Source organism: Candidatus Photodesmus katoptron Akat1 (genome assembly GCF_000478685.1).
Taxonomy (GTDB): Bacteria; Pseudomonadota; Gammaproteobacteria; order Enterobacterales; family Vibrionaceae; genus Vibrio; species Vibrio anomalopis.
Genome location: NZ_AMSD01000002.1, coordinates 53,664 through 67,196, shown reverse-complemented (window position 1 = coordinate 67,196; position 13,533 = coordinate 53,664). Strand labels below are relative to the sequence as shown.

General features: G+C 30.4%; 15 protein-coding genes and 2 tRNA genes. 12 read left to right on the top strand and 5 right to left on the bottom strand.

Annotation, left to right across the window (positions count from 1 at the left end; all coding sequences use genetic code 11):
- Positions 1–101: 101 nt before the first annotated feature.
- Both rpmA and rplU read right to left on the bottom strand, forming a co-directional pair.
- A complete protein-coding gene (rpmA, locus tag O1U_RS02845; protein ID WP_016503899.1) occupies positions 102–359 on the bottom strand; it encodes a 50S ribosomal protein L27 in 258 nt (85 codons plus the stop codon).
- A 34-nt stretch (positions 360–393) separates the two neighbouring features.
- Complete coding sequence (gene rplU, locus O1U_RS02840; protein ID WP_016503898.1) at positions 394–705, bottom strand: 50S ribosomal protein L21; 312 nt, start codon at positions 703–705, stop codon at positions 394–396.
- A 268-nt stretch (positions 706–973) separates the two neighbouring features.
- Between rplU and ispB the strand changes: the two genes are divergently transcribed.
- Complete coding sequence (gene ispB, locus O1U_RS02835; RefSeq protein WP_016503897.1) at positions 974–1,942, top strand: octaprenyl diphosphate synthase; 969 nt, start codon at positions 974–976, stop codon at positions 1,940–1,942.
- 5 nt (positions 1,943–1,947) lie between these two features.
- Here the strand turns inward: ispB and mdh are convergent, their stop codons facing one another.
- Positions 1,948–2,889 (bottom strand): malate dehydrogenase, encoded by a 942-nt coding sequence (mdh, locus tag O1U_RS02830; protein WP_016503896.1) that lies wholly within the window; start codon positions 2,887–2,889, stop codon positions 1,948–1,950.
- Between the two features lie 230 nt (positions 2,890–3,119).
- On the opposite strand from mdh, the gene metK reads away from it, so the two are divergent.
- The 7 genes from metK to hemW all read left to right on the top strand — a co-directional run bounded on the left by metK (position 3,120) and on the right by hemW (position 9,931).
- Positions 3,120–4,274 (top strand): methionine adenosyltransferase, encoded by a 1,155-nt coding sequence (metK, locus tag O1U_RS02825; protein WP_016503895.1) that lies wholly within the window; start codon positions 3,120–3,122, stop codon positions 4,272–4,274.
- A 111-nt stretch (positions 4,275–4,385) separates the two neighbouring features.
- Positions 4,386–5,339, top strand: coding sequence for a glutathione synthase (gshB, locus tag O1U_RS02820; protein WP_016503894.1), 954 nt, complete (start codon positions 4,386–4,388; stop codon positions 5,337–5,339).
- A 364-nt stretch (positions 5,340–5,703) separates the two neighbouring features.
- Positions 5,704–6,120 carry a Holliday junction resolvase RuvX gene (gene ruvX / locus O1U_RS02815; RefSeq protein WP_016503893.1) on the top strand — a complete coding sequence of 139 codons (417 nt, stop codon included), beginning with the start codon at positions 5,704–5,706 and terminating at the stop codon, positions 6,118–6,120.
- Between the two features lie 145 nt (positions 6,121–6,265).
- Positions 6,266–6,967: a YggS family pyridoxal phosphate-dependent enzyme gene (locus tag O1U_RS02810; protein WP_016503892.1), complete on the top strand. Its 702-nt coding sequence runs from the start codon at positions 6,266–6,268 to the stop codon at positions 6,965–6,967.
- A gap of 385 nt (positions 6,968–7,352) precedes the next feature.
- Positions 7,353–7,910: a YggT family protein gene (locus tag O1U_RS02805; protein ID WP_016503891.1), complete on the top strand. Its 558-nt coding sequence runs from the start codon at positions 7,353–7,355 to the stop codon at positions 7,908–7,910.
- Between the two features lie 238 nt (positions 7,911–8,148).
- Positions 8,149–8,772, top strand: coding sequence for an RdgB/HAM1 family non-canonical purine NTP pyrophosphatase (rdgB, locus tag O1U_RS02800; protein ID WP_016503890.1), 624 nt, complete (start codon positions 8,149–8,151; stop codon positions 8,770–8,772).
- On the top strand, positions 8,744–9,931 hold the full coding sequence (gene hemW, locus O1U_RS02795) for a radical SAM family heme chaperone HemW (RefSeq protein ID WP_016503889.1): 1,188 nt from the start codon (positions 8,744–8,746) through the stop codon (positions 9,929–9,931). The genes rdgB and hemW overlap by 29 nt, the downstream gene beginning before the upstream one ends.
- 41 nt (positions 9,932–9,972) lie before the next feature.
- On the opposite strand, the gene trmB is transcribed toward hemW, so the two are convergent.
- Positions 9,973–10,695 carry a tRNA (guanosine(46)-N7)-methyltransferase TrmB gene (gene trmB / locus O1U_RS02790; protein WP_016503888.1) on the bottom strand — a complete coding sequence of 241 codons (723 nt, stop codon included), beginning with the start codon at positions 10,693–10,695 and terminating at the stop codon, positions 9,973–9,975.
- Positions 10,696–10,890: 195 nt separating this feature from the next.
- Here trmB and mutY point away from each other — a divergent pair, with 195 nt between their 5' ends.
- From mutY to O1U_RS02770, 4 genes are all read left to right on the top strand, one after another.
- Entirely contained in the window at positions 10,891–11,937 is a 1,047-nt protein-coding gene (gene mutY / locus O1U_RS02785) for an A/G-specific adenine glycosylase (RefSeq protein WP_016503887.1), read from the top strand.
- Between the two features lie 24 nt (positions 11,938–11,961).
- Positions 11,962–12,237 (top strand): oxidative damage protection protein, encoded by a 276-nt coding sequence (locus O1U_RS02780; RefSeq protein ID WP_016503886.1) that lies wholly within the window; start codon positions 11,962–11,964, stop codon positions 12,235–12,237.
- A gap of 215 nt (positions 12,238–12,452) precedes the next feature.
- Positions 12,453–12,528 (top strand) — tRNA-Phe (locus tag O1U_RS02775).
- A gap of 54 nt (positions 12,529–12,582) precedes the next feature.
- Positions 12,583–12,658: transfer RNA gene (locus tag O1U_RS02770), tRNA-Asn, on the top strand.
- Between the two features lie 121 nt (positions 12,659–12,779).
- Here the strand turns inward: O1U_RS02770 and O1U_RS02765 are convergent.
- Positions 12,780–13,502, bottom strand: a complete 723-nt coding sequence (locus O1U_RS02765) for a 1-acylglycerol-3-phosphate O-acyltransferase (protein WP_016503885.1) — start codon at positions 13,500–13,502, stop codon at positions 12,780–12,782.
- Between the last annotated feature and the right edge of the window lie 31 nt (positions 13,503–13,533).

Below are 13,533 nucleotides of genomic sequence, written 5' to 3'. Positions count from 1 at the left end.
TCAATACTTTTAAAAATCTATAACTTTATTATTATATAACCTGCATAAAAAAACCCACCTAAAATTAGGCAGGGTTTTAGTTAATCTAAATAACAATAAATCTAAAAAGATTCAATGCTAATAAATTTTCGTTTTTTAATACCTTTAATTCCAAATTTAACCTTACCACAGCTAAGAGCAAAAAGAGTATGATCCCTACCAATACCAACATTTATACCAGCATGAAATTTAGTACCACGTTGACGAACTATAATACTACCTGCTGATACATACTCACCACCAAAACGCTTTACACCAAGACGCTTGCTTTCTGAATCTCGACCATTACGTGTAGAACCTCCAGCCTTCTTATGAGCCATCTCTTCTAAACTCTCCTAGTTAGTAAAATATCAATTAATCAATATCAGTAATCTTTACTTCTGTAAACCATTGACGATGACCTTGCTGCTTACGAGAATGCTTACGACGACGGAACTTAACAATTTTAATTTTATTATCACGACCGTGCTGTAATACCTCTGCAAATACTTTAGCACCTTGAATAATAGGAGTACCAATAGTGATACCTTCACTGCTATTAGACACTAATAGGACGCTGTTAAACTCTAAAGTAGAACCAGATTTAGCATCTAATTTCTCTAAGCGAAGAGTTTGTCCTTTAGTTACACGGTGCTGCTTACCACCAGATCGGAAAACAGCGTACATAATTTAAATTACCCCGCTTTAAAATCTACCTAAAAAACACCTACTAGAATAATAGGTACGCACTGAACCTGAACGATTTTACAGAAACATGGTTCTTGTGACAAGCTATATTTTTAAAAAAAACTGCTGAAAAATGAATTCTATAAAAATTAGAAATTACTCAACTGTAGTAAGGTGTGAATAAAACATCTTTAGTGTATTATTTACTAGTTACTAGCAAAATAATACATAATACTATATCAAAATCTAACTTTAATCTGGATTTATAATGGATTTTAAAGATATCCAAATGCTTACTGCTAATGATATGGCAATAGTCAACCAAATTATTCAAAAAAAATTGAATTCTGATGTAACCTTAATAAAACAACTAGGATACTACACATTAACTGGTGGTAAACGTTTGCGTCCTATGTTAACAATCTTATCTAGTAAAGCTCTTGGTTACAAAGGGGAAAGTCATACAATATCAGCTGCATTTATAGAATTTATCCATACTGCTACACTTCTACACGATGATGTAATTGATAAATCAAATATGCGTCGTGGTAAGGAAACAGCAAATTTTAGATTTGGCAATGCTGCTAGTATTCTTGTTGGTGATTTTATTTATACTCGTGCATTTCAAATGATGACTGAATTAGGATCTTGGAAGATCATAAAATTAATGAGCAATGTTGTAAATATTATTGCCGAAGGCGAAGTTCAACAATTAATGAACTGCAATAACCCTAATATAACTGAGGAAAATTATATGAAAGTAATTTATTCTAAAACCGCACGTTTATTTGAAGCAGCGACGCAAATTGGTGCTATTTTAAATAACGCTCCCCATTCTATAGAAATAGCATTAAAAAAATATGGAAAATACTTAGGTGCTGCCTTTCAATTAATTGATGATGTAATTGACTATACTTCTAGCAATATAGATATGGGTAAAAATACAGGAGATGACCTGTCAGAAGGGAAACCAACATTACCCCTTTTACACGCTATGAAAAACAGCACACCAGAACAAGCTTATATCATTCGTCAGGCTATCGAAAAAGCTAATGGAATCAAAAAATTAAATGAGATCTTAGTGACTATGAAAAAAACCCGCTCCTTAGAGTATACAAGGAAAAAAGCACATAAGGAAGCGAATAAAGCTATAGCTGAACTATCAATTTTACCTGAATCCATGCATAAAGAAGCCCTAATACAGCTTGCTCATATTTCAGTTAATCGTAAAAAATAAAATAATTAACAATTAACAAAATCAATTCCGATTTTAATATCGTTATTTAATGTTTCTAACATTCCATTTAATAAATGTTTTTCATAATTATTTAATTTCCCATAATCTAAAAATGATTCAATACCCTCTTTACCCAATTTTACTGGTTGAGCAAAAAATTGTGCATGCTTCCCTTTTCCCTCTACATAGGCACATTCAATTATATTTTTTTCTCCTTGGAGTGCTTTAATAAGTTTTAAACAAAAACGACATGCAGCTTCTGCCATAGAAAGAGTAGCACTGCCACCAGAACATGCCTTTGCTTTCACCACTTCAGTACCAGCTTGTTGAATTTTTCTTGTTAACATTTCGGATTCTTCTTGGGTAAAATCAACACCCTTTACTTGAGAAAGCACAGGCAATATAGTACTATCTGAGTGTCCTCCGATAACTGAGACATCAATATCACATGGATCTCTACCTTTTAAGCTAGAAATAAAAGTTTCAGAACGAATTACATCTAATGTTGTTATACCAAATAAACGACGCCTATCATAACCCCCAACTTTTTTAAAAATTTCTGCAACAATTGGTACCATCATATTTATAGGATTAGTGATAATACCTAAGAAAGCTTTTGGACAGACTTTTGCAATCTCTTCAGCTAGAGAACTCACAACACTCGCATTTACATTAAAAAGAGCAGAACGTCCCATACTTGGATTACGATAAATACCTGCTGCAATTAAAATAATATCAGCATCTTTAAGTGCTTTTGTTATGTCTCCTTCAGAATACCCATTAATGGATATCAAAGTTGGAATATGACTTAAATCTACTGCTACACCAGATATTACTGGATTAATATCATATAATGCTAAATTTGAACCTGATGGAAGATGCTTTTTAAGCAACAATGCTAATGCCTGACCAATACCACCAGCAGCACCAATAATAGTTATTTTCATACACCTTTTCTCCATTATACTAACAAATTATCATCTTCTCTTGACCTTAGAAAGGTATATATTAATAAACCATCAACTAATAAATTAAAACAGATTTAACTAGAAAATATTTTAAATCTGACACCTATATTACAAAATAAAGAAATCGGTAGACAATATATGTTATAACTATCCATTATTTTTATATCAAGTTTTATGAAAGCATTTTAATTTTTAAAAGTGGTATTTTTATGACTAAACACCTATTCACTTCTGAATCTGTATCAGAAGGTCATCCAGATAAAATTGCAGACCAAATTTCTGATGCTGTTCTTGACGCTATTTTAACACAAGATATCAAAGCTCGAGTGGCTTGCGAAACCTATGTCAAAACAGGAATGGTAATGGTTGGTGGTGAAATTACGACCTCTGCCTGGGTTGATATTGAAGAAATTACTCGTCAAACTCTTCGAAAAATTGGTTATATTCATTCTGATATGGGGTTTGATGCTGACTCTTGTGCAATCTTAAATACTATTGGAAAACAATCTCTAGATATTAGTCAGGGAATTGATAAAGCGGTTCCTAAAAAACAGGGTGCTGGTGACCAAGGCATTATGTTTGGTTATGCAACCAATGAAACAGAAATGTTCATGCCAGCTCCAATTATGTACTCTCACAGATTAGTAAAAAAACAAGCTCAAGTTCGCAAAAATGGAAAACTTAATTTTTTACGTCCTGATGCTAAATCTCAATTAACATTCCAATATTATCAAAACAAAATTATTGGTATTGATACAGTTGTTCTTTCTACTCAACACTGTGATTCAGTTTCATCATCGTGTCTCCATGAAGCAGTAATGGAAGAGATCATTAAGCCTACTCTTCCCTCTGAATGGATTAATAAAAATACTAATTTTCTGATCAATCCAAGTGGACGATTTGTTATAGGTGGTCCAATGGCTGATTGTGGTTTAACGGGTCGAAAAATTATCGTTGATACTTATGGAGGTGCAGCTCGTCATGGTGGTGGTGCTTTTTCTGGCAAAGATCCATCGAAAGTTGATCGTTCAGGAGCATATGCAGCACGTTATGTTGCTAAAAACATCGTTGCAGCTGATCTTGCTGAACGCTGTGAAATTCAATTATCCTACGCCATTGGTATTGCTAATCCTACATCTATTATGTTAGAGACATTTGGTACAGAAAAAGTACCTAAAAAAACTATTATTGAAGCAATACATCAACACTTTGATCTACGCCCATATAGTTTACAAGAAATGTTACACCTTTTACAACCAATTTATAAGGAAACTTCTGTATATGGTCATTTTGGTCGTGAAGAATTTCCTTGGGAATCAATTGATAAAGCACCTCTACTTAAACAATTTGCAACTATAAGATAAGTATTTATATGTTTATATAAATACTTATGGATAGAGTACTAACTAATTTTTTCATTAAGAACAAAAAAACTAATACCTGATTAGTCTATTTAAAATAATGTGGAGAAAGTCGTGATAAAACTTGGAATTGTAATGGATCCTATTAAATTTATTAATATAAAAAAAAACTCTACTTTCTTCATAATGCTAGAAGCACAACGCTATGGTTGCCAAATCTATTATATGGAAATGAATGATCTATATTTTGAACAAGGTATAGCTATGGCAAATAGTAGAATACTCACACTGCAGGAAAATCTTAAAATTTGGTATACATTCCATTCAAAACAAACTATTGAACTATCTGAACTTAATATCATTTTAATGAGAAAAGATCCTCCATTTAATACTGAATACATTTATGCAACGTATATTCTAGAACACGCAGAAAGAAAAGGTACATTAGTAATTAATAAACCACAAAGTTTACGCGACTGTAATGAAAAAATATTCACCACTTGGTTTCCAGAGCTAACTCCCGCTACACTAGTCACTAGTTCATCTGAAAAAATAAAAGCATTTCAAAAAAGACACGGTGAAATTATTTTAAAACCTCTTGATAGTATGGGTGGTGCCTCTGTATTCCGAATAACAAAAAATGCGTTGAACTTGCCAGTAATTATTGAAATTCTTACTAAGAATGGAAACAATTATGTAATGGCACAAGCTTTTATACCCGAAATTGCTAATGGGGATAAACGAATTTTAATAATTAATGGTGAAGTAATCCCTTATTGTTTAGCACGTATTCCTGCTTATGGAGAAATAAGAGCTAATTTAGCTATCGGAGGTATTGCTGAAGCAAGAACACTAAATGAGACTGATATTAAGATAGCTGAAAGTGTTTCACCAGTATTAAAAGAAAAAGGTTTAATATTTGTAGGACTAGATATTATTGGGGACAAGTTGACAGAAATCAATGTTACCAGTCCTACCTGTATTAGAGAAATTGAGTTAGCATTTAATATCTCTATTACTAGGAAATTTATGGATGTTCTTCTAAGCTTAATAGAGAAGCAAGGTTAACACTATTTATAACTTTATTGAAATACAGGCAACTACGATTTACATTTAATCTGAAATTTAAGAATCGTACTTGATATCAATATAGACAAAAATAATCAATTAGTTTACAATGACCTTCTTTTTTATAGAAAAGGTCAGTGTTTATCTTTACGTTAATCTATAATGAATTGTGGTATATATCTTTGAAAACGATTCTAAGAACCTAAAATGAATAGCTCCATCGCACTATTTACTATTTTCTCTTACCGTTATGTAGTTAAGCTTTCTTAAAATATTATAAATATTCAGTTTATGACTTATTGTAAGATATTTTATATTGTACTGACACTTCTCATTTTAGATTAAACAAACTTAAAAAAAGAATATGTCTAGAACAGTGATAGCTTTTGATTTTGGAACTAAAAACATTGGTACTGCTATTGGTCAGGACGTAACACATACTGCTTCTCCATTACAAGCGTTGAAGGCTAATAATGGTATTCCAAATTGGAATGAGATCGATAAACATATCAAAACTTGGAAGCCTAATCTCTTAGTTGTTGGCTTACCTATTGATCTGTACGATAAAGACTTAAGTAATCTAACTTTGAAAACGAAAAGGTTCGCAAAATACATGCAAAATTACTTTAAATTGCCTGTTGAACTTCATGATGAAAGATTTTCAACTACTGAAGCACGATCATTACTATTTGATAGTGGTGGTTATAAAGCACTAAGTAAAAATAATGTGGACTGTCAATCAGCGGTGATTATTCTAGAAAGCTGGTTTGAGCATAATTAATTCGTTGAGAAATTTTTAACTAGACACATTGTTTTAAAACAAGTCGTTTTCTATTAGATATTTTAGACTTAAATATCATTTTTTTACTATTAATAACTACAATAAACAAAATTAATATTGCTAGTTTTTACATTTCTTAAGATCTATGGTCAATATAAAAAAAAATATCCAAAACATCACCTCAAACATTCAAAGTGCCCAAAAAAAATTTGGACGTTCTCAAAATTCAGTGCAACTTCTTGCAGCTAGTAAAAGTAGAACTATCAATGAAATTTTGGATGCTATACGGGCTGGTCAAAGAATCTTTGGAGAAAGTTACGTACAAGAAGGCGTGGATAAAATAGTTTTTTTTCAAAAAAAATATCTAAAGTTATCGCTAGAATGGCACTTTATTGGTAATATTCAATCTAATAAAACTAATCAAGTTTCAAAAAATTTTGATTGGGTACATACTATCAGTCGCTCTAAAATAGCTCAAAGACTTAATGATCAACGACCGAAAGGAATGAAACCAATTCAGGTGTTAATACAAGTTAATACTAGCAACGAAAGAAATAAATTCGGCGTTACTGATACAGAAATATTTCCTCTAGCTAAACTGATCTCATCGTTACCAAACCTCAAATTAAGAGGCCTTATGTCAATTCCACATAATAAATCTGAGTATCAATCACAATTTAGTAGTTTTTTAAAATTGGTTAATTTGAAAAAAAAATTAAATCTTAAATATCCATTTCTAGATACTTTATCTATGGGGATGAGCAATGATATGCATGCTGCTATTGCAGCTGGTAGTACTATAGTTCGCATTGGCACAGCAATCTTTGGTATTCGCAATTATGATTGAAACAAAACATATTTAATAAATACTTTTTAACCATTATTTTATAACTAACTTCTGTTTATCAAAAAAACTTAATTAATTCAGTAGCTAATAAGCAAGAAATGCTTGATTTTCTTTATATTCAACATCATATTAATACCGAAAAAAATCAGTGCTAACTGAATGTACTAATATTTTAGTCTTTAAAATAAAACTCAACTCATTCAAGTAACCATAGTTGCATGCTAAAGAACAGTATTAATCCTTTAGTAAATTCATCCATTAAAATGATCAATTTTTGAAAAAGCAATGCAAACTATAAGTACTCGTACCAAAGAAGTGAAAAAAAATGTTTTAATTTTACAATATTTGTAATAAAACAAACTAATTAATTACTTAAGGAACCTTTATGAATTCAATGAGTTTTCTAACCTCCACCTTGTTTGATCTGTACATCATGGTAATAATTTTACGAATTTGGTTACAAGCTTCTCATGCTGATTTTTATAATCCCTTTTCTCAGTTCATTGTAAAATCTACTCAACCTGTTGTTGGTAAACTACAAAAAATTATTCCATTTATGATAGGTAATATCGATATAACAACTACACTTTTTGCTTATTTACTATGCGTGCTAAAACTAATGATACTCACTATAATCAGTAGTTCTACTATACACTTTAGCAGTACATTACTATTACTTGGAATAGCATTATTCATTAAAACAGCAGGTAGTCTTCTATTCTGGATATTGCTTATCTGTACAATACTAAGCTGGGTAAATAAAAATCATGGACCTATAGAACACGTATTTTATCAGTTAACAGAACCAATGCTTATGCCAATTCGTCGTATTATCCCTATAATCGGTGGTTTTGATTTAAGTGTATTAGCGTTATTTATTGGATTACAATTCGCAAACTTCTTCATGGGAGATATAATAGGTCCAATTTGGTATCGACTATGAATACGAAAATAACTTAAAAACTGGACAAAATATAAAACTTTCCGAAATTATAGACACTATAAAAAAATTGATTAGTTATATATATTTTTATTTAAAAAAATTAATGATAACAAATCAACACATTGATATTTTAAATTACTAATGAAGAAAACATTCACTTATAAGAGAAAAAACTAGAATATTAAACAAATATTGTATATTAAAAAATAATTTTATAATAAAGTGAGTATTAAAATACATGAATAAAATTGTACTAGCTACAGAAAATCAAAATAAAATTTACGAGCTTATTGATTCATTAAATACATTTGGATTTGATGCTATTTCACAAAGTAAATACAATATTTCTAAAGCAGAAGAAACAGGAACTACTTTCATCGAAAATGCAATTATTAAAGCTCGTCATGCTTCTAAAGCAACTAATCTACCCGCTATTGCAGATGATTCTGGTTTAGAGGTAGACTGTCTTAAAGGTGCTCCGGGAATTTACTCAAGCCGCTATTCTGGTAAAAATTCTGAAGACAAAGAAAACGTACTAAAATTACTAAAAGCAATGAAAAATATACCAGAACATAAGCGAACTGCTCGATTTCACTGTATATTATTATTCCTTCGTCATGCAGATGATCCTGCACCAATTTTTTGCCATGGAATATGGGAAGGAATGATTTTAAAACAAGCTCAAGGGGAAAATGGTTTTGGTTATGATCCTATTTTCTTCATACCAGAAGAAAACTGCACCTCAGCTGAATTAAAATTAAACAAAAAAAACCAACTTTCTCATCGTGGCCAAGCACTGAAAAAATTGCTATTAGCTTTTACTAAAAAATATCATGTTAAAAACTCTAAAAAAATCTCTTAATAAGCTAGCTTTTCCAACACTTAGTCTATACGTGCATATTCCTTGGTGTGTAAAAAAGTGCTTATATTGCGATTTTAATTCGCATGTTTCTAAATCTAATATTCCAGAACAAAAATACATTATTGCTTTACTTGAAGACCTTGACAAAGATATTGAAAGATATCAGCTTAACCAAAATCAATACTTAATTCATTCAATCTTTATTGGTGGTGGAACGCCAAGTTTAATGTCTATTGAAAGTATCAAAAAATTAATTATAGGAATTAAAAGGCGTATTCCATTTAAATCTAATATAGAGATTACTATAGAAGCTAATCCCAATATTCTTGAAATAGAACGTTTTTCTGGATATTTAGACTCAGGTATTAACCGCATTTCAATAGGTATACAAAGCTTTGAATCAAAAAAGCTAAAATATCTTGGACGAACTCATAGACTAGAAGAAGCTATCTATGCTGCTAGTTTAGCAAAAAAATTAAATTTTAAAAATGTAAACTTAGATTTAATGTATGGATTGCCAAAACAAAATGTAGAACAAGCACTATCAGATTTAGACAAAGCAATTCAATTTCATCCAACACATTTATCTTGGTACCAATTAACTATTGAACCAAATACAATTTTTTACTATAAAAAACCTTATTTACCTCATGACCATATATATGATATTTCACAACAAGGACATGATAAACTAACTAAATCAGGTTATACTCAATATGAAATATCAAGCTATAGTAAAATAAATTATCAATGCCAACATAATCTTAATTATTGGCGATTTGGTGATTACTTAGGCATAGGTTGTGGTTCACATGGAAAACTTACTTTTGAAAATGGTCTAATAATTCGCACAATTAAAATCAGGAATCCAAGAGACTATTTGACAAGATTAAATAATAAAGTTCAATTATATTTATCTAAGGAATTAAAAGTTGAAAATAAAGATAAACCATTTGAATTTTTTATGAATCGCTTCAGGTTAATAGAAGATTGCCCAAAACAAGATTTTACTGATAAGACTAAACTCGATATCAAAACAATCCAAAATCCTATTGATTGGTCCTTAATGGAAGGATATTTAACAGAAACAAGTACACACTGGAAGCTAACTAAAAAAGGTCAACTTTTCTTAAATGATCTTCTCATAGCTTTTATATAAAAAATAATTGATTAATATATTCTATTTGTAGTAGAGCAATCTCAATTTATCCTTTTATACTTTATCTCTAAAATTTTATGTCCTAAACGCTGACTACGCACTTCAAATTTAGTTACTGGACGTTCACTTGGATGAGCAATATAGTTATTGTTTTCAGATAAATTTAAAAAACCAGGAATAACATCCATTATCTTAATTATATATTCAGCGTAGTTTTTCCAATCAGTTAATATATGTAAAATGCCGATCCCTCTTTTTAATTTTAATCGACATGTCTCAGCAAACATAGATTTAATAATACGACGCTTATGATGACGACGTTTATGCCAAGGATCAGGGAAAAATAGCTGAAGTCTATCCAAACTATTATTAGGAATCATATAGGACATCACTTCGATTGCATCATAATGCATAATTCGTAAATTAGTCAACCCAGCATCACGTGCAGAAGAAAGACATGCGCCCACACCAGGAGCATAGACTTCTATACCAAAAAAATTTTTCTCTAATTCATTTTTAGCCATTGCAACTAATGATTTTCCCATTCCAAATCCAATTTCTAAGATAACAGGATTATAATTGCCAAATACTTGATTCCAATCAAGAAAGCAATTTTGATAATTAATTCCCATTACAGACCAACATTCCTTAATTGCACTTTGTTGAGACTTAGTTAAACGACCTCCTCGACACATAAAACTATGTACTTTTCGTATTCTTTTTCCATTTTTGAAATACTCATTTGTAATTACTTTATTTACCATAATTTAGTACTTGATTCTTATCTCATAAAAAATTTAATTGTATTGAACAATATTGAAAATCATTATAGTCTAATTTGAAAAACATCGGAAAACCTTTGTTTAGCTAATTAATTATAATTCGATCGGAAACCTTAAAGATAATAATCATATAATTACCCATATATATTTATATATCTTATAAATAAACACCTAAAAATGACCCATTTTTCACAATCTGTCTTAGAATGGTATTGCAAGTTTGGTCGAAAAAATCTGCCTTGGCAAAAAAACAAGACTGACTATACTGTTTGGTTATCAGAAATTATGTTGCAACAAACTCAAGTATCTACTGTCATTCCCTATTATATTCGATTTATAAAAACCTTTCCAAATCTTATAAAGTTAGCTAATGCTGAACAAGATATAGTTCTTCATTTATGGAGTGGACTAGGCTATTATTCTAGAGCTATAAATTTACATAAAACAGCAAAAATTATACAGAAAGAATATAATGGACAATTTCCAAAGAATATAAAAGCAATAAATGCACTGCCTGGTATAGGTCGTTCAACCGCTGGTGCTATAATTTCTTCAGTATATAATAAAACATATCCAATTTTAGATGGAAATATTAAACGAATACTAACTCGTTGCTTCGCAATTAAAGGATGGCCAGGAGAAAAAAAGATAGAAAATACTTTATGGAAATATGCTGAAAAGTATACACCTCAAAAAAATACTGATAAATATAACCAAGCAATGATGGATATAGGAGCAATGATATGTACACGGGCTAAACCTAAGTGTCTATTATGTCCAATAAATCAGTATTGCATTTCTTATAAAAAAGGCAATCCATTAAATTATCCAAGCAAAAAAATAAAGAGAGAAAAATCAGTAAAAAAGGTTTATTTTACAATACTACAATATAAGAATTTAGTGTGGTTAGAACAACGTCCAACTAGTGGAGTTTGGGCAGGGTTATTTAGCTTCCCTGAAGCTAATAACCCTAAAATTGAAAGTCAACTAGATTCGTATAAAATATCTTATAAAGATATTTTACAACTTACTAAGTTAATTTCATTCAAACATACTTTTTCTCACTATCAACTTTATATTACACCAAGTTTAGTAAAGTTATCTACATTGCCAATATGGAAAATTGAAGTTCATAAAGGGATTTGGTATGACTTGCTGAAACCTAAAAAAATTGGATTAGCAACTCCAATAAAATATTTATTGGAAAGGTTGCCTTGCGAATAATTTCGGTTTATAAGAGGAATAATTATGGGGCGCATTATTTATTGTATTCGACTTAAAAAAAATGCAGAGGGAATGGATTTTCAACTTTATCCTGGTGAACTAGGAAAACGGATTTTTGAAAATATTTCAAAAGAAGCTTGGTCACTTTGGAAAAATAAACAAACTATGATAATTAACGAAAAACAACTTAACACGATGAATTTAAAACATCTTAAATTATTAGAATCAGAAATGGTTGATTTTTTATTTAAAGGAAAGAATATATCTATTAAGGATATACAGAGTATCAAAAATCAATAAAGGAAACTAAAGCACATTTTAGAGCAAATAATTTAAAACTTTTAAAAAAAATGTTGACTAAAGAAAAGAAAATTCGTTTAATATCTGCGTTTCTAGGCATATTTAAAATATGCCAATTTTAGTCAGAATATTATATAAAATTAGTTTTCTTACGAGATCTGTCTATTAGGTGAACAACAGTTTTTGTTGAGGTGCCTGTTTATTGTACATGTTTTGCCTCGATAGCTCAGTCGGTAGAGCAGAGGACTGAAAATCCTCGTGTCGGTGGTTCAATTCCGCCTCGAGGCACCATCATTTTCAGATAGATAAAATTGTTAACTGATAGCTTGTATTTATTATTCCTGTTCCTCCTTAGTTCAGTTGGTAGAACGGCGGACTGTTAATCCGTATGTCGCAGGTTCGAGTCCTGCAGGGGGAGCCAATAACCTTTTTTCGATAAGCAATATTCAGCTATTGAGATTAAATTAATAGTTTACATGAATATATAAAATTAACATTTTACGATTGATTCCTTTTATTTCATTCTTCCTTCCTAAGGATATTTATCGATTTAATAATTCTGCTTCTCGGTTAAGAATAAAAAGCTTATCTTTCATTTTTAAATGACAAATCTTAGCAAGTTCACGAACATTGTGGCTATTATATTTTTCAGTAGAAACTGGCGACAATATTTCAACAATCACATAACCGTTATTCCAACGATTTAATCTAATCCCAGTAGTAGAAGTACATACAATAGGAATGATAGGCACACCAGCAAGAACTGCAGCATGAAATGCTCCCATCTTAAATGGAAGCAGTCCTCGACCACGAGAACGAGTTCCTTCAGGGAATATCCATACAGAAATATCACTATACTTTATTCGCTTAACTATCTGATTGATAATACACCTTGCTTTTGAATGATTAAAACGGTCAATTAAAATATTTCCTGCAAGCCAATATAACTGACCGAATAAAGGGATCCAAACTAAACTTTTCTTACCAACTGTTACTACTTTTGGTGTTACAGCTGAAGAAACAGTAACCATATCCCAATTATTTTGATGATTAGCAATATAAATACACTGACCACGAGAATAAGCATTTTTAGGCATACGCAAATCGATTTTAATACCAAAAATCTTAGACATTTTGCTAAAACAACGACCAAAATTAAATACATGGTTAGGATTACGTGGATTTAATAAACAATAAGCACAACCAAATATAAAAATCAAAGGTAAACAAAACATCATGATAAAAATACGAAATATTGCAATCATTTCTTTTCCTTAAAAATAAAGATAACAAAGC

What these genes read in the sequence shown, in the direction of transcription:
- rpmA (WP_016503899.1), bottom strand. Translation starts at nt 359, where the DNA reads ATGGCTCATAAGAAGGCTGGAGGTTCTACACGTAATGGTCGAGATTCA.
- rplU (WP_016503898.1), bottom strand. Translation starts at nt 705, where the DNA reads ATGTACGCTGTTTTCCGATCTGGTGGTAAGCAGCACCGTGTAACTAAA.
- ispB (WP_016503897.1), top strand. Translation starts at nt 974, where the DNA reads ATGGATTTTAAAGATATCCAAATGCTTACTGCTAATGATATGGCAATA.
- mdh (WP_016503896.1), bottom strand. Translation starts at nt 2,889, where the DNA reads ATGAAAATAACTATTATTGGTGCTGCTGGTGGTATTGGTCAGGCATTA.
- metK (WP_016503895.1), top strand. Translation starts at nt 3,120, where the DNA reads ATGACTAAACACCTATTCACTTCTGAATCTGTATCAGAAGGTCATCCA.
- ruvX (WP_016503893.1), top strand. Translation starts at nt 5,704, where the DNA reads ATGTCTAGAACAGTGATAGCTTTTGATTTTGGAACTAAAAACATTGGT.
- O1U_RS02810 (WP_016503892.1), top strand. Translation starts at nt 6,266, where the DNA reads ATGGTCAATATAAAAAAAAATATCCAAAACATCACCTCAAACATTCAA.
- O1U_RS02805 (WP_016503891.1), top strand. Translation starts at nt 7,353, where the DNA reads ATGAATTCAATGAGTTTTCTAACCTCCACCTTGTTTGATCTGTACATC.
- rdgB (WP_016503890.1), top strand. Translation starts at nt 8,149, where the DNA reads ATGAATAAAATTGTACTAGCTACAGAAAATCAAAATAAAATTTACGAG.
- hemW (WP_016503889.1), top strand. Translation starts at nt 8,744, where the DNA reads ATGTTAAAAACTCTAAAAAAATCTCTTAATAAGCTAGCTTTTCCAACA.
- trmB (WP_016503888.1), bottom strand. Translation starts at nt 10,695, where the DNA reads ATGGTAAATAAAGTAATTACAAATGAGTATTTCAAAAATGGAAAAAGA.
- mutY (WP_016503887.1), top strand. Translation starts at nt 10,891, where the DNA reads ATGACCCATTTTTCACAATCTGTCTTAGAATGGTATTGCAAGTTTGGT.
- O1U_RS02780 (WP_016503886.1), top strand. Translation starts at nt 11,962, where the DNA reads ATGGGGCGCATTATTTATTGTATTCGACTTAAAAAAAATGCAGAGGGA.
- O1U_RS02765 (WP_016503885.1), bottom strand. Translation starts at nt 13,502, where the DNA reads ATGATTGCAATATTTCGTATTTTTATCATGATGTTTTGTTTACCTTTG.